General features: G+C 70.4%; 21 protein-coding genes and 1 pseudogene. 8 read left to right on the top strand and 14 right to left on the bottom strand.

The genetic code is table 11. The features are described from left to right. From MPE_RS03120 to MPE_RS23140, 4 genes are read left to right on the top strand one after another with little or no spacing between them, the layout of a single operon-like run. Positions 1–1821: a polysaccharide biosynthesis/export family protein gene (locus tag MPE_RS03120; RefSeq protein WP_011828221.1), complete on the top strand. Its 1821-nt coding sequence runs from the start codon at positions 1–3 to the stop codon at positions 1819–1821. A gap of 35 nt (positions 1822–1856) precedes the next feature. Then, positions 1857–3179 carry a hypothetical protein gene (locus MPE_RS03115; protein WP_011828220.1) on the top strand — a complete coding sequence of 441 codons (1323 nt, stop codon included), beginning with the start codon at positions 1857–1859 and terminating at the stop codon, positions 3177–3179. A gap of 57 nt (positions 3180–3236) precedes the next feature. Next, positions 3237–3965 carry a class I SAM-dependent methyltransferase gene (locus tag MPE_RS03110; RefSeq protein ID WP_011828219.1) on the top strand — a complete coding sequence of 243 codons (729 nt, stop codon included), beginning with the start codon at positions 3237–3239 and terminating at the stop codon, positions 3963–3965. Between the two features lie 44 nt (positions 3966–4009). Further along, positions 4010–4804 carry an FkbM family methyltransferase gene (locus MPE_RS23140; RefSeq protein WP_011828218.1) on the top strand — a complete coding sequence of 265 codons (795 nt, stop codon included), beginning with the start codon at positions 4010–4012 and terminating at the stop codon, positions 4802–4804. Positions 4805–4807: 3 nt separating this feature from the next. Here MPE_RS23140 and MPE_RS03100 read toward each other — a convergent pair whose 3' ends face one another. The 4 genes and pseudogenes from MPE_RS03100 to MPE_RS24960 form a co-directional block, all read right to left on the bottom strand. Continuing rightward, on the bottom strand, positions 4808–5506 hold the full coding sequence (locus tag MPE_RS03100; protein ID WP_011828217.1) for a class I SAM-dependent methyltransferase: 699 nt from the start codon (positions 5504–5506) through the stop codon (positions 4808–4810). Between the two features lie 27 nt (positions 5507–5533). Beyond that, a complete protein-coding gene (locus MPE_RS03095) occupies positions 5534–6820 on the bottom strand; it encodes a glycosyltransferase (protein WP_011828216.1) in 1287 nt (428 codons plus the stop codon). Beyond that, positions 6817–8229, bottom strand: a complete 1413-nt coding sequence (locus MPE_RS24525; protein WP_041929510.1) for a hypothetical protein — start codon at positions 8227–8229, stop codon at positions 6817–6819. Before MPE_RS24525 ends, MPE_RS03095 begins: the two co-directional genes overlap by 4 nt. 280 nt (positions 8230–8509) lie before the next feature. Then, a pseudogene (locus MPE_RS24960) lies at positions 8510–9070 on the bottom strand (glycosyltransferase family 2 protein); the annotation flags it as partial. A gap of 135 nt (positions 9071–9205) precedes the next feature. Between MPE_RS24960 and MPE_RS24955 the strand changes: the two are divergent. From MPE_RS24955 to MPE_RS22620, 3 genes are read left to right on the top strand one after another with little or no spacing between them, the layout of a single operon-like run. Continuing rightward, the gene (locus tag MPE_RS24955) at positions 9206–10657 is read left to right on the top strand and encodes a glycosyltransferase family 2 protein (RefSeq protein WP_049820748.1); all 1452 of its coding nucleotides are present in this window, start codon (positions 9206–9208) and stop codon (positions 10655–10657) included. Beyond that, the gene (locus MPE_RS03080) at positions 10654–11634 is read left to right on the top strand and encodes a capsular polysaccharide export protein, LipB/KpsS family (protein WP_011828212.1); all 981 of its coding nucleotides are present in this window, start codon (positions 10654–10656) and stop codon (positions 11632–11634) included. Before MPE_RS24955 ends, MPE_RS03080 begins: the two co-directional genes overlap by 4 nt. Further along, on the top strand, positions 11598–13070 hold the full coding sequence (locus MPE_RS22620) for a glycosyltransferase family A protein (protein WP_011828211.1): 1473 nt from the start codon (positions 11598–11600) through the stop codon (positions 13068–13070). Before MPE_RS03080 ends, MPE_RS22620 begins: the two co-directional genes overlap by 37 nt. Before the next feature lie 17 nt (positions 13071–13087). Here the strand turns inward: MPE_RS22620 and MPE_RS03070 are convergent, their stop codons facing one another. From MPE_RS03070 to MPE_RS24510, 10 genes are all read right to left on the bottom strand, one after another. Further along, positions 13088–14365 carry a capsular polysaccharide export protein, LipB/KpsS family gene (locus tag MPE_RS03070; RefSeq protein ID WP_011828210.1) on the bottom strand — a complete coding sequence of 426 codons (1278 nt, stop codon included), beginning with the start codon at positions 14363–14365 and terminating at the stop codon, positions 13088–13090. 10 nt (positions 14366–14375) lie between these two features. After that, positions 14376–16304, bottom strand: coding sequence for a polysaccharide biosynthesis protein (locus tag MPE_RS03065; protein WP_011828209.1), 1929 nt, complete (start codon positions 16302–16304; stop codon positions 14376–14378). A 28-nt stretch (positions 16305–16332) separates the two neighbouring features. After that, positions 16333–16938 (bottom strand): sugar transferase, encoded by a 606-nt coding sequence (locus MPE_RS03060; RefSeq protein WP_011828208.1) that lies wholly within the window; start codon positions 16936–16938, stop codon positions 16333–16335. Between the two features lie 17 nt (positions 16939–16955). After that, positions 16956–18122 carry a DegT/DnrJ/EryC1/StrS family aminotransferase gene (locus MPE_RS03055; RefSeq protein WP_011828207.1) on the bottom strand — a complete coding sequence of 389 codons (1167 nt, stop codon included), beginning with the start codon at positions 18120–18122 and terminating at the stop codon, positions 16956–16958. Next, positions 18119–19447: a UDP-glucose dehydrogenase family protein gene (locus tag MPE_RS03050; RefSeq protein ID WP_011828206.1), complete on the bottom strand. Its 1329-nt coding sequence runs from the start codon at positions 19445–19447 to the stop codon at positions 18119–18121. Before MPE_RS03050 ends, MPE_RS03055 begins: the two co-directional genes overlap by 4 nt. Positions 19448–19468: 21 nt before the next feature. Then, on the bottom strand, positions 19469–20182 hold the full coding sequence (locus MPE_RS03045) for a methyltransferase domain-containing protein (RefSeq protein WP_011828205.1): 714 nt from the start codon (positions 20180–20182) through the stop codon (positions 19469–19471). Continuing rightward, on the bottom strand, positions 20179–21201 hold the full coding sequence (locus tag MPE_RS03040; RefSeq protein ID WP_011828204.1) for a glycosyltransferase family 2 protein: 1023 nt from the start codon (positions 21199–21201) through the stop codon (positions 20179–20181). The genes MPE_RS03045 and MPE_RS03040 overlap by 4 nt, the downstream gene beginning before the upstream one ends. Positions 21202–21226: 25 nt before the next feature. Next, positions 21227–22321, bottom strand: coding sequence for a glycosyltransferase (locus MPE_RS03035; RefSeq protein ID WP_011828203.1), 1095 nt, complete (start codon positions 22319–22321; stop codon positions 21227–21229). Between the two features lie 130 nt (positions 22322–22451). Further along, positions 22452–23048: an acyltransferase gene (locus MPE_RS24515; protein ID WP_011828202.1), complete on the bottom strand. Its 597-nt coding sequence runs from the start codon at positions 23046–23048 to the stop codon at positions 22452–22454. Then, a complete protein-coding gene (locus MPE_RS24510) occupies positions 23045–24319 on the bottom strand; it encodes a lipopolysaccharide biosynthesis protein (RefSeq protein WP_011828201.1) in 1275 nt (424 codons plus the stop codon). The genes MPE_RS24515 and MPE_RS24510 overlap by 4 nt, the downstream gene beginning before the upstream one ends. A gap of 167 nt (positions 24320–24486) precedes the next feature. Here MPE_RS24510 and lysS point away from each other — a divergent pair, with 167 nt between their 5' ends. Beyond that, positions 24487–26013: a lysine--tRNA ligase gene (gene lysS / locus MPE_RS03020; protein ID WP_011828200.1), complete on the top strand. Its 1527-nt coding sequence runs from the start codon at positions 24487–24489 to the stop codon at positions 26011–26013. Positions 26014–26034: the final 21 nt, after the last annotated feature.

Genomic DNA, 26034 nt, shown 5'->3' with positions numbered 1-26034 from the left:
ATGAACCGTTCCGCCCCCGCCCTGCGGCTTGCCAACTTTGGTCCTGCGTTGCGCCGTGCCGTTGCGGCGCTGCTGCTGACGAGCACCGTGCTGCTGGCGGCAGCGCCAGCCGCCGCGCAGGTCTCCTCCGCCGCCAGCAGCCCTGAGGCCGTCGACCCGTCCTCGCCCTACGGCGCCACCGGCGTACCCACGCCCGAGTTGATGTGGTCGCAGCCCGCCGGCGCCGCGTCGCGGGCACCGGCAGGAGCTTCACCGCAGCAGCGCAACGGCCTGCCGCCGGTGCCGCCGCTGCCCGCGGCCTCCGCGCCGCTGCGCATGCCGCCCGACCCCGCGACCGCGCTCACGCCGATCGTGTTCGGGTCGCAGATCTTCGTCGGGCGCTTCGGCGTGTCGCCCTACACCGGTTTCAACCCGGAGTACCAGATCGCTGTGGGCGACCGCATCAACGTGCGCATGTGGGGTGCGTTCAACTTCGAGGCGACGCAGCAGGTCGATGCGCAGGGCAACGTGTTCGTGCCCAACATCGGTCCGGTGCGTGTGCTCGGCGTGCGCAACGCCGACCTGAACGACCAGTTCTCGGCACAGGTCAAGCGCGTGTTCCGCAGCAATGTCGGCGTCTACGCGACGCTGGCAGCCGCCCAGCCGGTCAAGGTCTACGTCACCGGATTCGTGCGCGCCCCCGGTCTGTACGGCGGCCTGTCGTCGGACTCGGTGCTGTATTACCTGGACAAGGCCGGCGGCATCGATCCAGACCGCGGCAGTTACCTCGAAGTGGATGTGCTGCGCGGCGGCAAGCTGCGCGCGAAGTTCAACCTCTACAGCTTCCTGCTCGATGGCCGCATCGAGCACGTCCAACTGCAGGACGGCGACACCATCGTGGCCCATCCGCGCAAGTTCACGGTGCAGGTCGGCGGCGAGGTGCTCAACCCCTACATCTTCGAGTTCGGTAGTGAACGCATACCGGCCTCGCAGGTGCTGGCGGTAGCACGGCCCAAACCGGGCGCGACGCATATCAGCATCGCACGCCAGGTCGGTCTTGAGCGCCGCAGCGAGTACCACCCGCTGTCGGCGCTGTCGGGCGTGAGCGTGGAGAACGGCGACGAGGTCCTGGTCACCTCCGACAAGTACCCCGGCACGCTGCTGGTCCGCATAGACGGCGCCCACCTCGGCCCGCGCACGCTGGTGCTGCCGTACGGCGCACGCCTGCGCGACGCGATCGCTCAGATGCAGCCGGCCCCGCAGGCCAACGTCGCCGCGGTGCAGCTGTTCCGCCGCTCGGTCGCGCAGCGGCAGAAGGAGATGCTGGATGCCTCGCTGCGCAACCTCGAGACCTACGCGCTGACCGCGCGCAGCGCCACCAGCGAGGAGGCCAACCTGCGCACCCGCGAGGCCGAGCTGATCCTGAAGTTCATCGAGCGCGCACGGATGGTCCAACCCAAGGGCCAGGTGCTGCTGGCCCAGCGCGAAGAGGCCGGCAACACGCTGCTCGAGGATGGCGATGTGATCAAGGTGCCGGAGCAGAGCAACCTGGTGCTGGTGAGCGGCGAGGTGATCCTGCCCAATGCGCTGGTGTACGACCCGCGCGCCGGCGTCGAGGATTACATCCGTCGGTCCGGCGGCTACACGCAGGGCGCCAATGAGGCCCGCGTGCTGGTGCTGCGGCAGGACGGCAGCGTGGTCGAGAATACCCGTCAGCTGATGCCCGGCGACGAGATCCTGGTCATGCCGAAGATCCAGACCAAGAGCATCGAGATCGCGCGCGGCCTGACGCAGATCCTGTACCAGATCGCCATCGCGGCGAAGGTCGCACTCGACCTCTGAGGCGACGGCACGCGCCGAACCCGTCGGAGCCGAACATGATCGGACCGGTCTCGCTTTCTCGCGCCGGCGCGCGGATCGCCGCGATGGCCGGGTTGCTGCTGCTGCCGGCGCTGGCCTCGCTGACACTGGCCGCCTCGCCGGCGGCACCGCCGGCCTGCGGCGTGGTGAAGTCCTTCGAGCGCTGCGACGACGGCCGGCAGCGCTGCGAACGGGTCGCCGCCTACGACGTGCCGGACTACTGGCACGGTCTCGCGCAGTGCCTGCGTGGCCTGCGCGACCGCTGGTCGCGCGACGGTCCGGACGCACCGGTCCCGGTCGGTGCCGCCGGCGATGCCGAGGTCGGCGTCGCGACCCTGGTGCGGCGCCAGGTGATGCTGGAAATGGCCACCGGACCGGTGCGCTTCGCCGCCCAGGGCCGCCCCGTTGCCGATCTGCGCCTCGACGACATCTTCGACGCCCGCGGCACGCCGCGGCGCGGCTTCGACCGCGCCGTGTTGCTGAACGATCGCGGCATGGCCTACAACGCGATGGGCCAGAGCGGGCTGGCCTATTTCCTGTATCAGATGGCCGCGCTCGCCGACCGCGGCGGCTACCCCCAGGCCGCCACCGACACGGCGTTCTATCGAGCCCTCGCTCACGGCGCGATTGCTACCGTGCTGACACCGGTCGCAGAAGGCGGCCTCGCCGCCTCGCGTCCCTGCGACGACGACGCGGCACGGCGCTGCACCTGGTACCACTCGATCACACGCCGCGATCAGCCCACCGAGGCCGGTGCCACGCTGAATCAGCACCTTCATGCGGTCCGCGACCTCGGTCTCATCGCCGACCTGGTGCGCAAACAGCGCTGGAACGAGGGTATCGACTTCAACCGCGCGATCGCGGAGGGCCTCGACCAACTCGCCTTCTCGGCCGGCAGCACGAGGCCCGGTGCCATGCCGAACCTGCGCGATTTCCTTTCACCGCCAGCCGGCCAGGCGCGCGTGCGCTGGGCCTATTACGGCTTGAATCCCACTGCGGCCGACGGACGGCGAGCCTATTTTTTGGGCTTCGGCGGCAAGGACTGCAACTACCACTTGCACGTGCTCGACCTGTTGTCGCAGATCCTGCAGCGGGCCAAGGCCCAGGGCTTCCTGGCCCGCTACGAGACACCTCTGCTGGCATGTGATTCCGCGCTCGTCGAGATGGAGCGCGCCGCGCGTCTGCGGTCCACCCACGCCACCGACCCCAGGCTGTGGTCGACGCCCACTGCCGGACGAGACTACGCTTGCCCGAGGCTCAGCGCCGGCGCGGCGCCGGACGACGACAATGACAGCTTCCTCGAGAAGCGGCTGGCGGCCTGCCCGACCCCGCAGCGCTGACCGAGACCTCTCCCTTTCATCACCCTTGCCGGGCCCCCCCGCAGTCGGAGCACCCCCGTGAGCACCGCCGTCTCCACCCCACCTACTCGCCTGCAATGCCCGATCTGCGGCAGTGAGCGTTTTGGCGATTTCCGCAGCCGTGTCAACGTTCGCTGCAGCGGCTGCGGCAGCTTCGAGCGTTCGCGGCTACTGTGGCTGGTCCTGAGCCAACTCGAGCTCGAGGCGACCGGCCGGCCCTTCTTCCACGTGGCACCGGAGATCGGCATCGCGAAGCTGCTCCACGCACGGCTCGGCGAGCGTTACCGTGCGTTCGACTTCTCGCCTGACATCTACGCCAAGGCGAAGATCCCCGTCGGTCGACTCGACCTGTGCTCCGATTTAAGCGGCATGGCGACCGGATCCGTCGGTGGCTTCTGCCATGTGCACGTTCTGGAGCACGTGCGCTGCAACGCCGCGCTGGTGCTGCAGCAGATCAACCGGGTCCTGGCGCCGGGCGGCTATCACGTGTTCGGCGTGCCGTTCTGGAGCCGGCAGTATCGGGAAGACCTGTCGAGTGAACTGACCGACGCGGATCGGCTGTCCCGGTTCGGTCATGAGGACCATGTCCGCTCGTTCGGCGATCAGGATTTCACAGTCATGTTTGGCGGCGCCTTCGAGGGGATGGAGGCCATCCCGCTTTCCAGGTTGATCGAAGTAGAAGCTGCGGCGCGATGCAACATCCCGCCGCGAGCGCTGACCCTCAACAATTCGCATTCGCTGTTCGTATACCGGAAGCCTATCCCGTAAGCAGTTCGGGCGACTCGCCAGCAAGGTTGAACTAGGAATCCATCGTGAGCAAACCACCGACGATCGTCTCAGTTCCTATGCCCTGTGGATCGACGATCGAGATCGTCGCACCCGGCAGTTTCCACATCCCGCGAGTACTCGCCGACGGTGGACTCAAGAACTATGAAGTTCACTCCACTGCAGCAGCACTTGCTCTCATGGAAAGGAGTGAAGGAGCGTTCTACGATATCGGCGCAAACATCGGTGTCTTCTCGCTGTGTGTCGCAAGCGCTTTGCGTCGGCGATGCCACGCATACGAGCCATTTCCGGACGCGGCGACGGTTCTAGATGAACTCCAAGTCCGCTACCAGTTGCCGATCGCCGTTCATCGAAAGGGTGTTGGGCAGACTGCTGGCCAAGCTCAGTTCTATCTTTCCGATCGCTCGGACATGAGCAACAGCCTCAATCCAAACTTCCGGAAGCACCGCGGAGTCCTCGACGTCGAAGTCACCACGCTCGAGATCGAGTTAAAGCGGGACAAGCCCGCCGTCCTGAAGATCGACACGGAAACCACCGAAGATCAAGTCATTACCGGCGGACTGAATCAGATCGCCCACCACAGGCCATCGATCATCGTTGAGTTGCTCAACGAGGCAATTGCCGGCAAGGTACGCAAGTTACTGCTTCCGCTGGGATACCGTTGCTATGCGATCGGCGGTGGGCTTCGGCTTCAGGAATTGAGTCCCATCGAAACCTCACTGGAGGGTGATGGTCGCAACTGGCTGTTCTCGCCGAATCCGCTCGATCAAGAGTTCGCCGACACTTTCAACAAGTGGCGCGGCGTGCTCTTCTCCATCTAGGCATCATCGCAACTGCACGACGAAGATGAACTGCCCGCAGAACAGGAGTTTCCTGAAGTTGCGGACCTGGGTTCTCTTGTCGCCGGCCGCCTTCTCGATCTCTTCGTTGATCGGCGACTCCTGCGAGAAGTACTTCGACATCTCGGGTGGCCGGCCCTCGTAGGTCCGCCGCATCAGCGTGAAACCGTCGATCCCGGGACGCAACTCTGCGAGTTGCATCCCCGCGTCCTCGACGATGCGTTTGAAACCATAGACCGTGAAATTCCAGAGACTGTACGAGTGGTAGGGCTCGAACTGGGAGGTCTGTCCGATGAACAGGCCGTCCGGCTCCAGAACCCTTGCAATCTCGCGCAGCGCGAGTTCGGGCTTACGTACATGCTCGAGGACTTGGTGCGAGTACACCAGAGGAAAGCTCCGATCAGGGAACGGCAGTTCGTAACCGTCGTACGTGACGAAACGCCCGTCCTGCCGCCGCCGGCTGGCCACTTCCGGCGAGGCCTCGATGTCCACGCCGGTCCAGTCGACCTGCGGCAGCATGCGGCGGAACAGGTCGATCGAGCGACCGTCACCACAGCCGAAGTCCAGCACTTTCGCCGGCGCGAAGCCCTTGGCCACCCGCGCCTGCAGCACGGCCTCCGCGGTGGCTTGGCGGCTGTGGTCACCGGGCAATGACTCCTTCAGATAGTCGTAGACGTCGGACATGGCGTGTGCGGGCTCTTCAAGTTTGTCTCAGGGGTTTGAACTGACTTCGTGTCGGTCGCTCAGGATGTCTTCGATCAGCGTCACCCAACGCTTCGCCACCGCCTCGGGCCGGTAGTCGAGCATCGAGGCCGGCCCGGCCGCACCCAGGCGCGCGCGCAGCTCGGCATCGACCATCAGCCGTTCCAGTGCGGCGGCCAGCGCCGCAGCGCGGTCGCCACTGTGATCCGACGGATCGGCCAGCAGGCCGTTGTGCTCGTGCCGGATCAGGCTGTTGGTGCCCGGGCAATCAGCGAAGCCGACCGCCGGCAGCCCTTTGGCCAGCGCCTCGGCGGTCACCAGGCCGAAGCCCTCGAACAGCGAGGGGATGCAGAAGATCTTGGCGCGGGCATAGTGCGCCATCACCGCGTCGGACTCGCCGCACAGTAGCAACGAGGAGCCCACGCCGCGCTCCGCGATGCGTGCCTGCAGCGCCTTGCGCAGCGGCCCACCGCCGTAGATCTCGACCTGCCAGCGCGGGTGGGCCGTGTGGATCCGGGACCAGGCCTCGACCAGGCAGGCATGGTCCTTGGCCGGCGCGAGCCGCCCCACGACAATGATGCGGTTGCGCTCGGGGTCTTCGCGCGTCGGCTCGGCCGGCGGCCCCTGCACGTGAACGGCGTTGGGCAGCACGACGATTCGGTCCTGCAGCGCGCGCGGAAACCAGGCGCGGAACTCGTCCAGCAGCACAGTGATGCGGGCCGCCCTCCGCAGCATGCGCTTGCGCAGCCAGCGGTCCAGCGGGTTGGGATCCCAGCGCTCGGGCCGCTCGAAGTCTTGCTCCGGCACGTTGTGCAGCGAGGGCACGACGGGAATGCCGGTGCCGGCGGCGGCGATCAGCGTGTCGGTGGTCGCGCTGGGTTGGAAGGCGATCACCACGTCGGGCCGGGCAGCACGCAGAAAGCGGCGTAGCGCAGCGATCCACCAGGCGTGTTCACGCCACCACGTCAGCAGGCTGCGCGGGAAGCGATGGCGCGCGGCCAAGCGCCCGCCCGGGGCGAGGGCCGCCGCGCCGGAGGGTGCAGCGGCCCGGATCGGGCGGTCCTTCGGCCGTACCGAGATCACGTCGATCGACGAACGCAGCGCGAAGAACGGACGGCCCGGCTCGTCGCCGTGGTAGACGGTCACGCGTGCACCGGCATCGGCCAACGCGTTGGCAGCGTTGCACAACACCTTCTCGGCGCCACCGGCCCGCCCCACGATCGTCTTGATGACGAAGGCCACCCTCGGGGTCGCGCCAGTAAGGCCGGTGGCGTTCCGGTCGTCCAGGCCGTTCATCGTGTCCGTATCGGCGCCGGCGGCTCGACCTCGCTGCGCCCGAGTTGCATCGCCGCGGCCAGCAGGTGCAGATCCCGCGCCAGTTGCTCGAAATCCTCAGGCTGCGCCTGTGGATAGACCAGTTCCTCGGCTGTGCAGCGCGCCACCGCACCCGGCGATGCGTGGTGCACCACCTGGGCCGGCGCGAACCGCTGCGTCGGCGAGCCGAGCACGCAGTGAGTGCCCAGTGCCGCCGCAAGCGCCGCCGGCGCCGCACGCAGGTGCCGCGACGGCGATGCCTTCCAGAACCCCTGACGGATCTGCGCGACGGCTTGCGGCCCAAGCGTGACCACGTGCGCTGCCAGCACGCCCTCGGCGCCCACGAGGCCGTGGTTCCGCGCCGGAGCGGCCAGAGGCTGCGGCGGCGCCGGCGGCAGGGCGGCCGGATCGACACCGCACAGCGTGGCCAGGCCGCCAGTGAACGAGCTCAGCAGACTTCCGTCGCCGAGCAGGTGGACGTGGGTCGACTCGTAGCCGTCGACGCTGCACAGCGGAGCTATCGCTCGATGGTCCAGCAACGCTGCGTCGGATGGGCTCAGGGCCTGCACCCAGCGCTCGAGGTTGGCCTCGCGGCCGTTCTCGATCGCCATCAAATAGCGACGCCACAGCAGCGTCTCGGTGTCAGGCACCAGCAGATGCAGCCTCACGCGCACGGGCCGCGGCTGAGCAGCCAGCGTCGCGGCCAGGCGACCGAGCAGACGCACGCAGCGCTCCACGCCCGAACGCACCGTGGCCACCGAATGGCGGTCCAGTTCGACCGGCGCGCCAAGGTAGAGCACCGAACTCGCGCCATCGGTGCTGGACAGCACCGCGGCTTCGAGCAAACGCCGCGCAGCCCGCTTTGAAGCATCGTCGCCGGCGTCCAGCAGGTCGAGCAGGGCTGCGTGGTCGGCGGCTCCCTTGGGCAGGCCGATCGTCCGAGGCACATAAAGCATGCCGCGGCTGCGCGTGATGTCGCTCCAGTCGCCGAAATGACGACCCAGGGCGGCATCGTGCTGGGCCGACAGCGACATCACCACGTCGACGGACACGATGGCGGCCGCAGACCGCACGATGGGCTCGAAGCCTTCGGCCTCGAGCCGGTCCGTCCGCGGCACCTTCGACGGTGGGCTTGGGGGGGCGCCTCGCAGCCTGGCCTTGAGAGGACCTAGCAGCCAGCCCGGGCTGGCCAGCGCGGCGCGCAGGTAGTAGGCCGTACCAAGCAGGCGGCCTTCGTTGCTGAAGGCGTGGCGCGAAGCCAGCAACAAGTGCCTGCGCCGCGCGCCACGGCAGAAGCCGCGGCCGTACTGCCGGTACAGCGGATAGTGCTTGCGCCAGATGTGCGACATCGACTGCGCGATCACGCGCCCGGGCTTGTCGTCGTCGTTCAAGCAGGCGGCCTTCGTTGCTGAAGGCGTGGCGCGAAGCCAGCAACAAGTGCCTGCGCCGCGCGCCACGGCAGAAGCCGCGGCCGTACTGCCGGTACAGCGGATAGTGCTTGCGCCAGATGTGCGACATCGACTGCGCGATCACGCGCCCGGGCTTGTCGTCGTCGTTCTTGTGATACACGCACAGCGGCCGGGCCGGGTTGCTGACGATCAATCTCCCGCCCCGGGCCGCGAAGCGGATCAGGAAGTCGAGGTCCTGCAGTCGAGGCAACTGAGCGTCGAACTCGCCCACGTCGCGGAAGGTCTGGGTGCGCGCCAGCATGGTCCAGAGGTAGGCGCCGACGCGGCCGCTCAGAAAAGCCTTCAACGGATCGCTGGTGACGTCGGGCACGCGGTGCTGCAGCTTGCCCGAGTGCGACCAGCGCCAGTCGAACGAACTCATGCAGATGACCGGCTCGCCCGCCTGAGCCTCGGCGCTGGCCAGCAGTTCGTCGAACTGCACCGCCAGCTTGTTCGGGTACCACTCGTCATCGGCATCCGCCCAGGTCATGTACTCGCCCCGGCTCTCGCGCAGGATGGTGTTGCGTGCCGCGGGCCGACCCAGGTTCTCGCCGTGTTGCACGACCCGGACTGCACCGTACTGCTGTGCCAGGCGGTTGGCGATCTGGACCGTCCGGTCAGTGCTGCCATCGTCGACGATCAGGATCTCCATCGAACCGCGCCAGGTCTGCCGCAGGATCGAAAGGACCGCGGCCTCGATCGAGGCCGCCGCGTTGTAGGCCGGAATGCCGATCGTCAGCACCACGGGAGCCGGGACAGGCCGGACGTCGTGTTCGATGTTCATCGGGGGCGTGTGGCCTTCGTGGCAATCGTCTGGGAGTCGAACGGCATACTACCGGGCCGCTCCGCGCCGCCTGCCGGGAGGCGTTCGATCAGCGCCCGCCTGCCTGGTCGAGGTTGCCGCCACGAATGGGAGAAGATGACGTTTTCGCCTCGGTTTTTCTGGTTCTACCTGCAGCGCCGCCATGCGGAGGCCCTGGCGACGCTGCCGCAGGAAACGCTGACCCGTAAGAGCTCGCATGAGCTCTGGTCATTCTACAAACTCGGCATGTACGAGAGCGTGTCTGCGAGTGCGCGCCACGACGACGGCTGGCGTGGCGGTTTCGCCCGCACAGTCTCGCTGGCCGCGTGCGGCCAGCCTGCGGCCGCCATGCAAGAGGCGGCGCGACTGACCCGGCGCTGGCCGCGCGACAGTCTGCGCACGGCCCTGGCGAATGCCCTGGCACCCTATGTTCCGGAGTTCGCGTTGCACCTGCTTGACGGGATCGAACGCTCCACACTGCTGCGCGCCGCACTGCTGCTGAGGACGGACGCCACGCGCGAGGCCCGCAGTTTGGTGCAGCAGGCACTCCAGCAGTCCTCAGCGAGCGGACGTTCTGCGCAGTGGCACCTGCTGGCCAGCAATGCCGATCCCGGGTCGCCGACGAAACAGCTGGCGCACCTGAATGCCTTTCTTGGAGGCTACCGCCTGCCGCCGCTCACGCTGCTCGACACCGATCGCCCTCCAGGGCCGACCAACCTGCAGATCGCCGAGGCCTTGCCACCACGCCGCGGCCCACAGGTCAGCGTCGTGATGACAGCCTACCAGTCCGGCGAGCGTATCGGACCAGCGATCCGTTCGGTGCTGGAACAGACGTACCAGGACATCGAACTGATCGTGGTGGACGATGCCAGCGACGACGACACCGCGGCCGTCATCGCCGGCTGGGCAGCGCGTGACGCACGGGTCAAGCCGATCCGGCTCCCGCACAACGTAGGCACCTACGCCGCCAAGAACATCGGCCTGCGCCACGCATCCGGCGAGTTCGCCACCTGCCACGATTCCGACGACTGGTCCCATCCCTTCAAGATCGAGCGCCAGGTCGAACCGCTGCTGAACGACCGCCGGCTGGTGTACTCAGTGTCCGAGTGGGTGCGGATGCAGGACGACGGTCACTATTACGCGCGGCCGGTGCATCCGCTGATGCGCGTGAACCCTTCATCGCCCCTGTTCCGCCGCAAGCTCGTGCTGGAGCGGACCGGCGCCTGGGACTGGGTGCGGACCGGCGCGGACAGCGAGTTCGCCGCACGGCTGCGCCTGGTGTTCGGCCGCCTCGCGATGCGGCGGATCCGGCAGCCGCTGGCTCTGGGCGCGCACCGGCCGAATTCGCTGGTGACGGCCCCGGAGACCGGCTTCGACGCGAACGGCATCCCGTCGAAGCGCCTGGCCTACTGGGAGGGCTGGGGCCGCTGGCACATCGACGAGCTGCGAGCCGGGCGCAATCCGCGCATGCCCGACACCCCGCCGGCGACGCGCCCTTTCGCGGTGCCTGCGGCGCTGCTGGCCGATCCGGCCAGCCTCGCACGCTGCCTGCAGGATGCCCCTCCGTGAGTCCGCCGCTGCCGCACCGCTACGGCCTGTGCTGGTACCGCCGCCGCATGACCACGCTGGAGGCGCTGCTGGAGGCCCGCGTGGTTCATCCGCCGCTGCTCGGCCGCCGGGTCGATGCCCTGCTGGCCTGGGGCCGCAAGCGCGGGACGGCGCGTGCGCTGCGCTGGCCCTGGGCCACCGACCTGCCGGTCTGGTACGCCGAGGACGGCTTCCTGCGCTCGGTCGGCCTGGGACACCGCGATCCGCCGCTGTCGATCGTGCTCGACCCGATCGGCATCTACTACGATGCCACCGCGCCGTCGGGCCTGGAGGCCCTGGTACGCGCCGGCCATGACGCCGCGCAGCAGGCCCGCGGCGAGGCGCTGGCGCGCCAGTGGCGGGCGGCCCGGGTGTCCAAGTACAACCACGCTCCGGAGGCCGCCGCGCCGCTGGCCGGCGAGCCCTGCGTGCTGGTGGTCGACCAGACACGCGGCGACGCTTCGATCCATTGCGGCCTGGCCGACGAGCGCAGCTTCCGACGCATGCTGGAGGCAGCACTCGACGAGCATCCCCGGTTCCCGGTGCTGCTGAAGGTGCACCCCGACGTCGTGGCCGGCCGCAAGCGCGGACACTTCGACGACCTGGGTGCCGCTGCATCGCGGGTGCATGTGCTGGCTACCGATGCGCACCCGCCGTCGCTGCTGGAGTCGGCGCAGGCCGTCTACACGGTGACGTCGCAGATGGGTTTCGAGGCCCTGCTGTGGGGTCGGCCGGTGCGCAGCTTCGGCATGCCCTTCTACGCCGGCTGGGGGTTGACCGGGGACGACCTGCCGGCTCCGACCCGGCGCGCCACGCCGCAGCCGGTGGCGCTGGCCGGCCTGGTGCATGCGGCTCTGATCGACTACCCGCGCTACCTCGACCCCGACACCGGTCGGCGCTGCGAGGCCGAGCGGCTGATCGAATGGATCGGCATCCGCCGCCGGAGCGCCGCGACGTGAGGCTGCCGCTGCAGGGACTGCAGCGGCTCGAGCACCGCCTGCTCGAACGCCGCGCCGCCCGTCAGCCCTCGCCGCTGCAGCAGCTGGCGATCCTGCTGCGTGACGCCCATGCGCCGCCCGAGCGTCCGCTCGCGCTGTGCATCGACCTCGGCCTGGTCCATCGTGCGCGGCAGCTGATGGAGCGTACGCGTGCTCCGCTGGCCTTGCCCGCGGCGATCCAGCTCGCCTGGCTGGAGGGCGACTTCGACGCGCTCGACCGCTGCGCCGCCGATCCGGCCACTGCCGCGGCGCTCGCTCGCGCGTCGCAGGGCGTGCAGAACCGCTGTCTGTCGATCCTGGCCTCGCGCGCGCCGCAGGCCGCGCTCGCGGTGGTGCGGGCGATGCCGCGGCGCCCGGCCTGCGCGCCGGCCGTCGCGCTGCGGGCCGGCGATCCGGACACCGCCGCCACCTGGCTGCGTGCATGGCCGTGGCGGCTGCATGCCGACTACCTGCTGCTGGCGGCCAACCAGGCCGGCGACGGACCGCAAGGCCTGGCCTTCCTCAACCGCTATCTGGCGCGCCACGGCCTCGCCGCGCTGCGGCTGCGCCGGTCCGACGCGCCACTGGGCGTGACCCAGCTCACGCCGTGCGGGCCGAACGCCGCGCCGGCGTCGACGGCCGTCGGCGAGGCCCGGCTGTCGGTGGTGATCCCCACCTTCGACAACGCACTGCACATCCGGGCCTCCGTCGAGTCGATGCTGCAGCAGACGCGCAGGCCCGACGAAGTGCTGGTGATCGACGACGCCAGCCGCGACGACACCGCCGCGATCGTCGCGGCCCTGGCGCAGGTGTACCCGGGCGTCGTGCGCCTGCTCCGGCTGCCGCACAACCGCGGCGCCTACTTCGCGCGCAACCTCGGCCTGGCAGCCGCGCGCGGCCGCTTCGTCGCCTTTCACGACGCCGACGACTACGCGCACCCGCAACGCCTCGAACTCGCCCTGGCCCCGCTGCTGGCCGACGAGCAGCTCCACGCGACGACCAGCCGCTGCGTCCGGCTGGCCGACGACGGACAGTTCGGCGAGGCCCGCACCTGGCCCCTGACGCGCTGGACGCCGATCTCGCTACTCATGCGGCGCGAGGTCGTGCTGCACCGGGTCGGCTACTTCGACGACCTGCGCTTCGGCGCCGACAGCGAATACGTCGCGCGGCTCAGGCTGCTGCTGGGCGAACGGCACCACCGCCTCGTCGCGCAACCGCTGTCGCTGTTCGGCCAGCGTGCGGGCTCCCTGACGACCTCGGGCGAGGCCGGCTTCGACCGGCAGGGCTGGTCGGGCCCGCGGATCGCCTACCAGGAGGCCTGGACCGAGCGCCATCTCGCTCACCTCCTGCGGGGCGACGCGCTGTTCACGCCGCTGCCCGCGGAAGTGGCCGCGACCCTGGCAGGCCTCGACGACTGAGGGGCGGCCGGACCGCGTCAGGCAGGCGGCGCAGCCCCGGACGACAGCCGGGCCGCATCGTAGTGCGTCGCCACGATGTCCCGCGTCAGTGCCAAGTCTTCGGCGCTGTAGGCCCACACGTCGCCCGGCGCCTGGCAATGCCGCAGCACGGCCGCGCGCAGTGCCCTGCCCGCCGCCAGGTCATCGGGCCGCGCCGCCGCGGCCGCGAGCTGTGGTGCGAAGTCCTCGCGGCTCACCCGCGTCACGCTCGGGTGGCCGGTGTAGAAGCTGTCGGCGAAGCACAGCACCGGCTTGCCATGGATCGCCGCCTCGAAGCCCACGTTCGAATTGAGGCAGACGAACACCGCGGGACGCTCGTTGAAGCGCGCCAGGCTGCCGTCGATCCAGCGCGCGCCGGCCGGCAGCCGGTAGCTGCGCACATCCATCGGGTGCTTCTTCACCAGCAGCGGGGTCCCGGGCAGCGCGTTCCGCATCTGACGGGCCACGAAATCGATCAGTTCCTGGTTGTGCCGGAACGGCGAGTACATGACGAACTGCGAATCCGTCGGCAGCTGCAGCGGCAGCACCACCACCGGCCCGTCGGTGGCCGGCGGTTCCGGGGCCTGCGCGAGCGGCAGTTCGGGATGCTCGGCGCCGAACTGCTTGAGGGCGATGCGCAGGTAGTTGAAGAAGTGGTAGCTCTTGTGCTGCATCGGCCGGCGCTGCGGCTGCAGCGCGCCGAGCAGGCCGTTGAGCGCCATGAAGCCCACGAAACGCAGCTTCAACCAGGGCTCGATCGCCCGGCGCGGCGGCAGATCGAAGAGCGGGAGCGCCTCGAGCAGGGGCGATTGCTGCGCCTGCTGCAGGCAGAAGCGCGCATTGAGCCCCTGCGTGCTCAGGCTCGCGGTGCGGTAGCGGAAGGCGCCGCGCTCGAAGAACACGCAGACGACGCCCAGCTGCTGCGCCGCCAGGTGCGCCGCCTGCGAGAACGGCCGGGCATCGGAGAACACCAGGCAGACGTCGGTGTGTTCAGCGGTGAAACGCTCCTTGAACCACTCCACGGCGTGCGAGAAGGCGCGCCGGAATTCCGGCGAGTCGGTCTGCGCCCAGCCCGCCCGCTCGAAGGCCGGTGGCACGTCGTGCGCCTGCGCCGGCGCACCCGGCTCCCAGACCTGCGCGCGGTCGCCCCCCGCGTACAGGCGATAGGCCGGACAGGACAGCAGGGCGACGACACTGCCGCCCGAAGGCCGAGCCAACCGCGCCGCCAGCTCGTGGAAGTAGCGGCTGTAAGGAGGGTCGAGATAGGCGACATTCATGCCGAGCGATCTATTCCGGGTCCACAGGAAAAGGCACGTCACCCGAGGAAGCGGCCGCGATGGTCTCGCCGACAGCCCGGTACTCCGGCACTGCGCACATCAGCTGCCGCCGCACCTCGTCGGCCGTCGCGCTGTCGGGATGCAGCGCCCGGTCGACCAGCACCGACACACGCGACACGTCGGCCTCGATGCGCGCGATCAGCAACCGCGCGATCGGCGTGGGCAACGTGTGGTCGGCGTCGGCCAGCAGTTCCTCGTAGAGCTTCTCACCGGCTCGCAGGCCGCTGTACACGATGCCGATCTCCTCGACCGTGTGGCCCGCCAGGCGGATCAGGTCGCGCGCCAGGTCGACGATGCGCACCGGCTCGCCCATGTCCAGCACGTACACCTGCCCGGTCTCGCCGATCGCGGCCGCCTGCACCACCAGCCTCGCGGCCTCCGGGATGGTCATGAAATAGCGCGTGATCTCGGCATGGGTCACCGTCACCGGGCCGCCCTTGGCGATCTGTTCCTTGAACTTGGGGATCACGCTGCCGCTGGAGCCGAGCACATTGCCGAAGCGCACGGCCATGAAGCGCGTCGCATGGCCCTGCGAGGCCAGGTGCGAGATCATCATCTCGGCCGCGCGCTTGGTCGCACCCATCACGTTGGTCGGGTTCACCGCCTTGTCGGTGCTGATGAGCACGAAGCGCTCCGCCCCGGCTCGCGCCGCCTCGCTGGCCGCCAGCCAAGTGCCCAGCGTGTTGTTCTGCAGCGCCGCCCAGGCGTTGTGCTCCTCCTCCATCAGCGGCACGTGCTTGTAGGCCGCGGCATGGAACACGATCTGCGGCCGCCAGCGCGCCATCACCTGCCGCAGGTGCGCGGCGTTCTTCACGTCACCGATCAGGCGCACCAGCGGCAGCGCGGGGAAGCTGTCGCTCAGCGACTGCTCGATGGTGTAGAGGTTGAACTCGCTCAGCTCGTACAGCACCAGCATCGACGGCCCGTAGCGCGCCACCTGCCGGCACAGCTCGCTGCCGATGCTGCCGCCCGCGCCGGTGATCATCACGCACTTGCCCTTCAGGCACTCGGAGATGCCGGCTTCGTCGAGCACCACCGGCTCACGGCCCAGCAGGTCTTCCGGCTCGATGTCGCGCACCCGGCTGACGGCGGCGCCTTCCAGCAGTTCCTCGGCGGAGGGCACGGTGAGCACCGGCAGGCCGGTCTCGGCTGCAAGATCGATCACGCGACGGCGCGCCGCGCCGCGCAGCGAGGGCATGGCGATGATGACGTGGCTGATGTCGAGCAGCCGCACGTGCTCGACCACGCTCGCGAGCGGGCCGATCACCGGCACGCCGCCGATGCGGGCGCGTTGCTTGGCCGGGTGGTCGTCGAGCAGGCCCGCCACCACCCAGCCCTGGTGCTGCAGGCCGGCGAGCAGCAGGCGCGCCGCGTCGCCCGCGCCGAGCACCAGCGCCCGGCGCGTCTCGCGGGCGCTGCCGGAGATGCGCGCGCGCAGGTGCTCGTAGAGCATGCGGTAGGCGATGCGCACGCTGGCCAGGCCCATCAGCGCGACGATGGGGTGCAGCGCCAGCACCGCGCGCGGGATGGCGCGCAGCTCGGCCCCCATCACCGCGGCGGCGGCCAGCCCGCCCGCCAGCGTGCAGGCGATCGTCAGGCGCTTGATCTCGCCGAAGCCGGAGAAGCGCCACATGCCGCGCGGAACGCGCAGCACCAGGAACACCGCCACGTAGAGGCTCACGATACCCAGCAGCACCCAGCCGTCGTAGACGGGCCGCGCGCTGAACCAGCGCTCGAAGCCGAGCCGGAACAGGTAGGTGAACTGCCAGCAGACGGCGATGACCGCGGCGTCGATCAGCAGCGCCAGCCGCTCGCGATGCGGGCGCACGCGGCTCAGCCGGGCGTCGAGCCAGTGCCACACGGAAGGCGTCGGGGTCATGAAAGGCGGGAAGACGGAACGGCTGCGATTATCGTTTTCCGCTTCCCAGCAGCAGCTTCACCGAGCGCCACAGCACGCCCAGGTCGGTCGCGGTCGAGGCGCGGTCCGCGTAATCGGCGGCCAGCTGCAGCTTGCGCGGCAACACCACCTCGACGTACTCGCGCTCGGGGTCGGCCGCCCGCGCCAGCAGCGCACTCTCGTCCAGGTGGGCCAGCGAGGCCGGATCGGTGATGCCGGGCCGCACCGCCAGCACGCGCTCGCGCAGTGCCGATGGGTACTGCGCCACGTAGCGCGGCAGCTCGGGGCGCGGGCCGACCACGCTCATGTCGCCGCGCAGCACGTCGATCAGCTGCGGCAGCTCGTCGAGCCGGCGCTCGCGCAACCAGCGCCCCACGCGGGTGATGCGGGCGTCGTCGCCCACCGTGAGCGCCGGGCCGAGCAGCGGCGCGTCGGCCACCATGGTGCGGAACTTGTGGATGCGGAACGGCCGGCCGTGGCGTCCCACGCGCTCCTGGCGGAAGAACACCGGCCCGGGCGAGTCGAGCCGGATCGCCAGCGCGGTCAGCAGCAGCAGCGGCGACAGCAGCAGCAGGCCGCCCACCGCGAACACCAGATCGACCAGTCGCTTGGCCATGCCGGACCCGCGCCCGGTCAGCCCTGCAGCAGCTGCTGCCGCACGGCCGCGATCACGCGCTCGATGTCCGCCTCGCTCATCTTCGTGTACAGCGGCAGGCTCAGCATGCGTTCGTAGGCGTGCTGGCTGTGGGGGAACTGCGCCGCATCCAGGCCGTAGCGCTCGCGCCAGTAGGGGTGCAGGTGCAGCGGGATGTAGTGCACGCTGACGCCGATGCCCAGCGCGAACAGCCGCTCGATGAAGGCGTCGCGCGCCAGCGGTGCCGCGTCGGCCAGCCGCAGCACGTAGAGGTGCCAGGCGTGCAGCTCGCCGGCCGCAGGCTCGGGCGGCAGCTGCACCGGCAGGTCGGCGAAGGCGGCGCGGTAGCGCTGCGCGATCGCCGCCCGGCGCTGCTGGAAGCCGCGTGCGCGCTGGAGCTGGTGGATGCCCAGCGCCGCGGCGATGTCGGTGAGGTTGTACTTGTAGCCCGGCGCGACGATCTCGTAGTGCCAGCTCGGCGTCTTGGCGGTGAAGCGGTCGAAGGCATCGCGGCTGATGCCGTGCAGGCGCATCACCTTCACGCGCTTCGCGAGCTCCGGGTCGCGCGTGACCACCATGCCGCCCTCGCCGGTGGTGATGGTCTTGTTGGCGTAGAAGCTGAACACCGTGGCGTCGCTGCCCAGCGTGCCGACCAGCGCGCCGCCGCAGGTGGTGGGCAGCGCGTGCGCCGCGTCCTCCACCACCTTCAGGCCGTGGCAGCGCGCCAGGGTGAGGATCGCGTCCACGTTCGCCGCGAGGCCGGCGTAGTGGACGGGGATGATGGCGCGGGTGCGCGGCGTGATCGCGGCCTCGACCCGGGCCGGGTCGATGTTCAGCGTGGCCGGGTCGATGTCGACCAGCACCACGTCGGCGCCGAGGTAGCGCACCACCTCGGCCGTGGCGGTGAAGGTGTGGGTGGTGGTGATGACCTCGTCGCCCGGGCCGATGCCCAGCGCCTCGAGCGCGAGGTGCAGGCCGGCGGTGGCGGAGTTGACGGCGATGGCCTGCAGCGTCGGATCGCCGAGGAAGGCCGCGAAGTCCTGCTCGAAGCGCCGCGCCTTCGGCCCGGTGGTGACCCAGCCCGAGCGCAGCGTGTCGACGACCTCGGCGATCTCCTCCTCGCCGATCTCGGGCAGCGCGAAGGGCAGGAAGGGCGGCGCGGTCATGCGCTCGGGCGGCCGATCGCGTGGTACTCGATGCCGAGCTGCTTCATCAGCGCCGGCTCGAACAGGTTGCGCCCGTCGAACACCAGCGGCGTGCGCAGCGTGCTCCGGATCGCGTCGAAATCGGGGCTGCGGAACTCCTTCCACTCGGTCACGATCACCAGCGCGTCAGCCCCTTCCAGCGCGGCCACCGCCGAATCGGCATAGCGCAGCCCGGCCTGCCCGGGCATCGCGCGGCGGGCCTCGGCCATCGCCACCGGGTCGTAGGCGGTGACCTCCGCCCCCGCCGCGGTGAGCCGCTCGATCAGCACACGGCTGGGCGCCTCGCGCATGTCGTCGGTGCCGGGCTTGAAGGCCAGGCCCCAGAGCGCGAAGCGCCGTCCGCTCAGGTCGGCGCCGAAGCGGGCGATGATCTTGTCGCCCAGCACCTGCTTCTGGCGCTCGTTGACCGACTCCACGGCGCTCAGCAGCTCGAGCTCCTGACCCGCCTCGCTCGCCGAGCGGATCAGCGCCTTCACGTCCTTCGGGAAGCAGGAGCCGCCATAGCCGCAGCCGGCGTAGAGGAACTGGGTGCCGATGCGCGGATCGCTGCCGATGCCCTGGCGCACCAGCTCGATGTCGGCTCCCACCGCCTCGGCAACGCGCGACAGCTCGTTCATGAAGCTGATGCGGGTCGCGAGCATGGAGTTCGCGGCGTACTTGGTGAACTCGGCGCTCTTCAGGTCCATCACGAGCACGCGGTCGCGATTGCGCACGTAGGGCGCGTAAAGCGAACGCATCAGCAGGATGGCACGCTCGTCGTCGGCGCCGATCACCACGCGGTCGGGCCGCATGAAGTCGGCCACCGCGGCACCCTCCTTCAGGAACTCGGGGTTGCTGACGACGGCGAACTCGAGCGTCACGCCGCGCGCCGCCAGCGCCGCGTCGATGGCCGCGCGCACCTTGTCCGAGGTGCCGACCGGCACCGTGCTCTTGTCGATGACGACCTTGTAGTCGGTCATGCGCTCGCCGATCGCGCGTGCCGCCGCCACCACGTACTGCAGGTCCGCTGAGCCGTCCTCGTCGGGCGGCGTGCCGACCGCGATGAACTGCAACGTGCCGTGCGCCACCGCGCGGTCGACGTCGGTGGTGAACTCCAGCCGCTTCGCGGCCGCGTTGCGCTGGACCACCTCTTCCAGCCCCGGCTCGTGGATCGGGATGCCGCCGGCATTGAGCATCTCGATCTTGCGCGCATCGAGGTCCAGGCACAGCACGTGGTTGCCCATTTCGGCCAGGCACGCGCCAGTGACCAGTCCGACATAGCCGGTACCCACCACGGTGATCTTCATCGCTTCATCCCTTTCGGTTCTTCAGAGTTTCTCGAGCCAGCACAACCGGTGCGTGCGCAGCGGCGCCAGGGCGTTCAACCAGGCGGGCAGGCGAGGGTTCAGCCGGGCCACGGCACGCGCGACCGGCGGCGCCAGCGTCACGCGCCGCACCTCGGCTCGCGCCCGCGGGAACAGGGCCCGCAATCGAGCGACCGGCACACCGCGTACATCGGGGTTGTACGGATTGTCTACCGCGAAGTCGTAGCACAGCACCCCCCCACCTGGGCGCACCCAGTGCCACATTGCATGCGCGAGCCGTATTTGTGCGGCGTCATCGAGCACGGACGAGAACACGGTGAAGGCCAGCACCGCATCCTGGCTCGCGGGCGCGACATCGGCGACGGTCGCATCCCCCTCGATCAGCTTTACCGCCGGTGGCAGCAGCCGGCGGGCCGCGGCGGCCCGTTCGGCCTGCAGTTCGATGCCCGCCAGCCGGTCCGGCTCGGCGCCCAGCCGCAGCAGGTCGAGCAGGTTGCCGCCGGCCCCGCAGCCGACCTCGATCAGGTCGCGCCCGGCCAGGTCGTCCCAGCCGTGCGCACGCCACAGCGCCACCATCACGCGCAGCCGCTCCTGCTGGGCCTGCAGCGCGGCCGCGTCGAACAGGCCGTAGCGCCGCGCATCGGCCTGCGCGTCGCGGCGGGCATAGCGCTCGGCGACCGCGCGAGCCTCGTCGTCTGGCGCGGCCGGCCGGCTCATCGGGTCAGCGTGCCGAAGGCAGGCGACGGCGAGCGGCCGCGCAGCACGTCGAACCAGCCGCACAAGGTGCCCAGTCCGTAGCCCGCGTGGTACGTCACGATCACCAGCGGCAGGCGCAGCAGGAGCTCGTAGCCCTCGTCGCGCGCGATGGCCAGCGACGCAGCCAGCACGTACACGCCGTACAGGTTGCCCAGCAGCACGGCACCGCGGCCGGCGGCCGGCCACACCAGGCCGAGCAGCAGCGACAGCGCCAGCGCCGCGACGAAGGCGCCCGGTGCCAGCTGGCGCAATGCCGCCGCCTGCCCGTGCTTGCGCATCACGAAGGGCTTCCAGTAGCCGTACTGCAGCTGCTGGCGGAACAGCTGGGCCAGCGTCTCGCGCGGGCGGTAGACCGACACGATGCGCGCGCTCTGCCAGACCACCGCGCCGCGACGCGTGAGACGCAGGTTGTGCTCGTCGTCCTGGTTGCGCACCAGGTCCTCGTCGAACAGGCCGTAGCGGTCGAAGGTGGCACGCGGCCAGCAACCGAGGTAGACGGTGTCGACCGGGCCTTCGTGGTCGAGCGCGCGCGAACGCGCGCCGCCCGTGACCCAGCGCGACTGGAAGGCCGCGGCGATGGCCTCCTGGGTGGCGCCCTCGCCTTCGGCACGCCACGGCCCGCCGACATTGGCCGCGCCGGTGCGCTCCAGCGCGGCCAGGCACTCGACGATGTAGTCGCTTTCGTACCGGGTGTGGAGGTCCATGCGGACGATGACCTCGCCGCGTGCGCGCTCGATGCAGCGGTTCAACCCGCTCGAGACGATGCGCCGCGGGTTGTCGATCATCGCGAAGCGCGGGTCGGCCGCGCAGCGCTGTGCCAGCAGCTCGCGCGTGCCGTCGTCGCTCATGCCGTCGGCCACCAGCACCTCGAGCGCCACACCCTCCGGCAGCGCCTGCGCGGCCACCGCGTCGCAGAAGGCCACCACATGCGCCTGCTCGTTGCGGCAGGGGGCGATCACGCTGATGCGGCGTTGGGTCATGGCAAGGCCTCTCGGTTCATCCGGCTCACGCGACGGGTACCGCCACCCGCGGGCGCAGCGATTCGTAGAGCGTCGCCATGCGGTCCATCTGCACCCGGCGCGAGGCGCGCTCCACCGCCAGCGCGCGGTTGTGCAGGCCCTCGCCACGCGCGAACTCCGGCTCGTCGTGGAGCCGCAGCAGGACCGCGGCGAGCGCGCTCGCGTCGCGCGCCGGCACCAGCAGGTCGGCGTCGCCGCTTATCCACTGCCGGTTGGAGGGCAGGTCGCTCGCCACCACCGGCAGGCCGCAGGCCATCGACTCCAGCAGCGAGACCGAGGTGGCGTCACTGCTCGGCACGCTCAGCGACACGCGCGAACGCTGCAGCGTCGTGATCAGGGTCGCCTCGCCCACCCGCCCCAGGAAGCGGACCGATTCCGCCGGCAGCGCCAGCTCGGCGGCCAGCGCCTTCAGGGCCGCCTCGTCGGGCCCGCCGCCGAGCAGGTGCAGCGTGGCGTTGGCCTGCGGACGCACCGCGCGCAGCCGCGCGAAGGCGCGCAGCACGGTGTCGATGTTGTAGTTGGCCTCCCAGTTGCGCAGGCTGGCGATCTCGAAGTCGGCGGCCGGCTTGCCGGGGCGGAAGCGGTCGGTGTCGGCGCCCCACAGCACCTCTTCGCAGCGCCCCGTCACGCCGTAGCGGCGGATCTCGGTCAGCATGTCCTGCGAGTCGGCGGTGATGAGCCGCGCGCGCCGGAGCGACCAGCCCACCAGCGCCGCCATCGCACCGCCGCGCAGCCCCGGGGCGCGCGGCGTGACCAGGATGTCGGAGCCCCAGGCCGTCAGCACCCGCGGCACCTGTGCGCCCAGCGAGCAGGCCGCCGCCCACAGGCCGTAGGACGTGACGTAGTGGCCGTGCAACCACTGCGGCGAGAGCCGGCGAGCCATGCGCTGCACCTCGGGCAGCGCGAGGAACCAGCCGGCGCCGTCGCTGCCGGGGCGCACCGCGATCACGTCGCTGGCGCCCGGCACCTCGGCCGGACGGCGCGTGAGCACCACGCAGTCGAAGCCGCGGTCGGCGATCTCGCGCACCCAGCGCTGCGTGTGCAGGTTGCTCGCGTCGGCGAAGAAAAGGATGCGGTTCATGACAACACCCCGCTCGCCGTGTACGGCAAGCGACCCTCCGTGAGGGTCGGGCCTTGCTTGGGGCGGCCCGGCGCTGCGGCCCGGGTCCATGACGACACCCCGCTCGCCGCAAGAATCGACACCGGATCTCTCACGCGTCCTCCCCGCGCGCCCAGGCCTCGTAGGCGAGGCGCGCCGGCTCGCCGTAGCTGGCCTCGTGCTGCTCGATCCACGCCCGGTCGAGTTCGCGCGTGTCGCCGACCACCCGCGCCGGCTGGCCCTCGACGATGGCGAAGGCCGGCACGTCGCCGCTCACGTAGCCGCCGGCCTTGACCAGCACGCCGCGGCCGAGCGTGCTGCCGGGTGCGATCACGCTGTGCGGTCCGATGAAGCTCCAGGCGCCCAGCGCCACCGGCGCGCGCTGCACGCCGGCCGGCGCCGCGTGGCCCCAGTAGCGCTCGCGCTCCAGGCGCAGCGCCAGGTGGCTGGAATGCGTCAGCACCGAGACGAAGTTCGTGATCTGGCAGCCCTCGTCGATGCGCAGGCCGCCCGAGGCGTCGATGAAGTTGAACTGGCCGATGAACACGTGGTCGCCCAGCACGAGCCGCTCGCGGGCCTCCACGTGGGTGTGGCTGCCGATGCGGCTGTGGGCACGCCATCCGCCGTCGGCACTGCGCACGCCATAGACCATGCGGGGCGCGACGAGGCGCTGCCAGAGTCCGATCAGAGGTCGCTTCAAGCCGTTCATGCCGGCCCGGATTGTGGCGCGCGCCAGCCGCTGAACAAGGCCGTCCAGGGCAACTTCGTATCGCGAAGAAACAGCGCCAGCGCGACCGCGATCGCCACGCCGTAGGCCAGCGAGGTGGCGAGCGCCGCGCCCGCCGCGCCGTGGCGGGGGATGCTCCAGGCTGCGATGCCCAGCGTGAGCACGAGCGACAGGCCGGCGATGCCGGCCGACCACTGCGGCCGACCGCGGTGGTTGGTGTAGTAGGCCGACAGGCTGGATGCCGCGGCGTAGCCGGCGACGCCCGGCAGCAGCAGCGCCAGCGGCAGCACCGCGCCGGCATAGGCCGGGCCCAGCACGGCCGGCAGTGCGAACGCGGCACCCGCGTACAACAGCGGCGCTGCCAGCAGCGTCGCGAGCAGGTTCACCTGCACGGCGCGCAGCGTGGTCCAGGCAGCCTGTTGCGCGTCGGGCGCGCCGATGCGGTGGTAGGCCGACACGGTGACCGCCGACGACAGCAGCCACAGCAGTTCGGCCACCTGCACCGCCACCGAGTAGACGCCCGTCTCGGCGAGCCCGCCGTGGCGCTCCAGCAGGAACAGCGTGGCGCGGTAGTTCAGCAGGCTGACCAGGTTGGTCGCGCCGATCGTCGCCACGAAGCGCCAACGATCGCGCAGCACGCCGCGCTGCGGCGCGGCCGGGCCGGCATCGCGCCTCGCAGCCCAGCCGGTGCCGATGCCGACCAGCGCCTTGCCGAGCACCCAGGCCGCCAGCACCGCGAGCACGGTCGGCGCCGCGCCCGCCGACGGCCACGCGGCCCCTGCGGCGAGCAACAGTGCCAGCACGAGGACCGGCGCCGCCACCTGCGGCACGTTGAGCGGGCCCATGCGCCCCTGGCCCAGCCACAGGCCGCTGGCGGTCGGCACCAGCAGCAGGAAGGGGGCAGCCAGCGCGAGCAGCCACAGGTGGCGGTAGGGCGCCGCCTCCGAACCGGCCGACACGGCCAGCAGGCCCGCGGCAGCCGCCAGCCCCAGCCCCAGCGCCGCGCGCAACAGCGCGGCGAGCAGCGGTGCCGGCGGCACCTCGCGGTGCGACACCTCGCGCGCCAGCAGCAGACCCAGCCCGGAAAACAACGTCAGCAGCGCGGCCTCCACCGCCACGAACAGCGCGAACGCCCCCTGCACCGCCGGACCGAGCCGGGCCACCGTGACCAGGATGGCCAGGCCGAGCAACACCGCGGCGAAGCGCGCCGCCAGATTCAGGGCGGCGCCACGGGCGAGCGAGCGGGGCGGCATCGGGGCGGTCGGCGACGGAAGGGGCGGCGTCCGATTGTCGGGGACGGCGCGGCCCGGCCGCGCCTCGACCGGTGGCCCCGGCCGGTGGCACGGAGCCAGTCTCTAAAATCCGCCGCTTGCCCGCCGCGTGCGCCCTGCCCGCGTGCCGCCGCTCCCAGGACCACCCCATGACCACCACGCCCCCGAACGCCGCCACGCCCGGCACCGACGACAACCAGCTGATCGCCGAACGCCGCGAGAAGCTCGCTGCACTGCGTGCGCAGGCCCAGGCCACGGGGAGAGCCGCCTTCCCCAATGACTTCAAGCCGGGCGACCATGCCGTCGACCTGCACCGCCTGCACGAGGGCAAGAGCGCCGAGGAGCTGGAGGCGCTGGCCATCCCGGCCCGCATCGCCGGCCGCATGATGCTCAAGCGCGTGATGGGCAAGGCCTGCTTCGCGACGCTGCAGGACGGCTCGGGCCGCATCCAGCTCTACATCACGTCCGACGCCGTCGGCCCGGAGGCGCTGGCCGCCTTCAAGCACTGGGACCTGGGCGACATCCTCGGCGCCGAGGGCACGCTGTTCAAGACCCGCACCGGCGAGCTGAGCCTCAAGGTCGGCACGATCCGGCTGCTGACCAAGAGCCTGCGGCCACTGCCCGACAAGTTCCACGGCATGGCCGACCAGGAGCTCAAGTACCGCCAGCGCGAGGTCGACCTGATCATGGACGAGGCCTCGCGCGAGCGCTTCCGCGCGCGCAGCAAGGCCGTGAGCTCGATCCGGCAGTTCATGGTCGAGCACGGCTTCCTCGAGGTCGAGACGCCGATGCTGCACCCCATCCCCGGCGGCGCGAACGCCAAGCCCTTCGTGACGCACCACAACGCGCTCGACCAGCAGATGTTCCTGCGCATCGCGCCCGAGCTCTACCTGAAGCGGCTGGTGGTGGGCGGCTTCGAGCGGGTGTTCGAGATCAACCGCAACTTCCGCAACGAGGGCGTGTCGGTCCGGCACAACCCCGAGTTCACGATGATGGAGTTCTACGCGGCCTACTGGACCCACCACGACCTGATGGACTTCACCGAGCAGATCCTGCGCCACGCCGCGCGCAAGGCGGTGGGCACGGCGCAGCTCGCCTACGGTGGGCAGGCCGTCGACCTGGAATCGCCGTTCGCGCGGCTCTCGGTGCGCGACTCGCTGATCGCCCATGCAGGATTGAGCGCGGCGGAAGCCGCCGACACCACGGTGCTGCGCGCGAAGCTCGAAGCGCATGGCGAGAAGGCTCCGGCGCACTGGTCGCTCGCCGAACTGCAGTTCGGCCTGTTCGAGGCGGCCGTCGAGGAAAAGCTGTGGCAGCCGACCTTCATCGTCGACTACCCGGTGGAGGTGTCGCCGCTGGCCCGCGCCTCCGATGCCGACCCGACGATCACCGAGCGCTTCGAGCTCTTCATCACCGGCCGCGAGTTCGGCAACGGCTTCTCGGAGCTCAACGACCCCGAGGACCAGGCCGCGCGCTTCGCGGCCCAGGCCTCGAACAAGGACGCCGGTGACGAGGAGGCGATGTACTTCGACACCGACTACATCCGCGCGCTCGAGCACGGCCTGCCGCCCACCGGCGGCTGCGGCATCGGCATCGACCGACTGATGATGCTGTTGACCGACTCGCCGAACATCCGCGACGTGATCCTGTTCCCCGCGCTGCGGCGCGAGGGCTGAGCCGAGCCGAACCGCGCACGC

Origin of the sequence: Methylibium petroleiphilum PM1, from assembly GCF_000015725.1 — a bacterium.
Classification (GTDB): Bacteria; Pseudomonadota; Gammaproteobacteria; order Burkholderiales; family Burkholderiaceae_C; genus Methylibium; species Methylibium petroleiphilum.
The sequence above is the reverse complement of the archived record's forward strand: the minus strand, read 5'-3'. Positions and strand labels throughout refer to the sequence as shown.

Excerpts from the sequence above, each read along its gene's own strand:
- MPE_RS03120 (WP_011828221.1), top strand. The coding sequence starts at position 1 with ATGAACCGTTCCGCCCCCGCCCTGCGGCTTGCCAACTTTGGTCCTGCG.
- MPE_RS03115 (WP_011828220.1), top strand. The coding sequence starts at position 1,857 with ATGATCGGACCGGTCTCGCTTTCTCGCGCCGGCGCGCGGATCGCCGCG.
- MPE_RS03100 (WP_011828217.1), bottom strand. The coding sequence starts at position 5,506 with ATGTCCGACGTCTACGACTATCTGAAGGAGTCATTGCCCGGTGACCAC.
- MPE_RS03095 (WP_011828216.1), bottom strand. The coding sequence starts at position 6,820 with ATGAACGGCCTGGACGACCGGAACGCCACCGGCCTTACTGGCGCGACC.
- MPE_RS24955 (WP_049820748.1), top strand. The coding sequence starts at position 9,206 with ATGACGTTTTCGCCTCGGTTTTTCTGGTTCTACCTGCAGCGCCGCCAT.
- MPE_RS22620 (WP_011828211.1), top strand. The coding sequence starts at position 11,598 with ATGGATCGGCATCCGCCGCCGGAGCGCCGCGACGTGAGGCTGCCGCTG.
- MPE_RS03070 (WP_011828210.1), bottom strand. The coding sequence starts at position 14,365 with ATGAATGTCGCCTATCTCGACCCTCCTTACAGCCGCTACTTCCACGAG.
- MPE_RS03065 (WP_011828209.1), bottom strand. The coding sequence starts at position 16,304 with ATGACCCCGACGCCTTCCGTGTGGCACTGGCTCGACGCCCGGCTGAGC.
- MPE_RS03060 (WP_011828208.1), bottom strand. The coding sequence starts at position 16,938 with ATGGCCAAGCGACTGGTCGATCTGGTGTTCGCGGTGGGCGGCCTGCTG.
- MPE_RS03055 (WP_011828207.1), bottom strand. The coding sequence starts at position 18,122 with ATGACCGCGCCGCCCTTCCTGCCCTTCGCGCTGCCCGAGATCGGCGAG.
- MPE_RS03050 (WP_011828206.1), bottom strand. The coding sequence starts at position 19,447 with ATGAAGATCACCGTGGTGGGTACCGGCTATGTCGGACTGGTCACTGGC.
- MPE_RS03045 (WP_011828205.1), bottom strand. The coding sequence starts at position 20,182 with ATGAGCCGGCCGGCCGCGCCAGACGACGAGGCTCGCGCGGTCGCCGAG.
- MPE_RS03040 (WP_011828204.1), bottom strand. The coding sequence starts at position 21,201 with ATGACCCAACGCCGCATCAGCGTGATCGCCCCCTGCCGCAACGAGCAG.
- MPE_RS03035 (WP_011828203.1), bottom strand. The coding sequence starts at position 22,321 with ATGAACCGCATCCTTTTCTTCGCCGACGCGAGCAACCTGCACACGCAG.
- MPE_RS24515 (WP_011828202.1), bottom strand. The coding sequence starts at position 23,048 with ATGAACGGCTTGAAGCGACCTCTGATCGGACTCTGGCAGCGCCTCGTC.
- MPE_RS24510 (WP_011828201.1), bottom strand. The coding sequence starts at position 24,319 with ATGCCGCCCCGCTCGCTCGCCCGTGGCGCCGCCCTGAATCTGGCGGCG.
- lysS (WP_011828200.1), top strand. The coding sequence starts at position 24,487 with ATGACCACCACGCCCCCGAACGCCGCCACGCCCGGCACCGACGACAAC.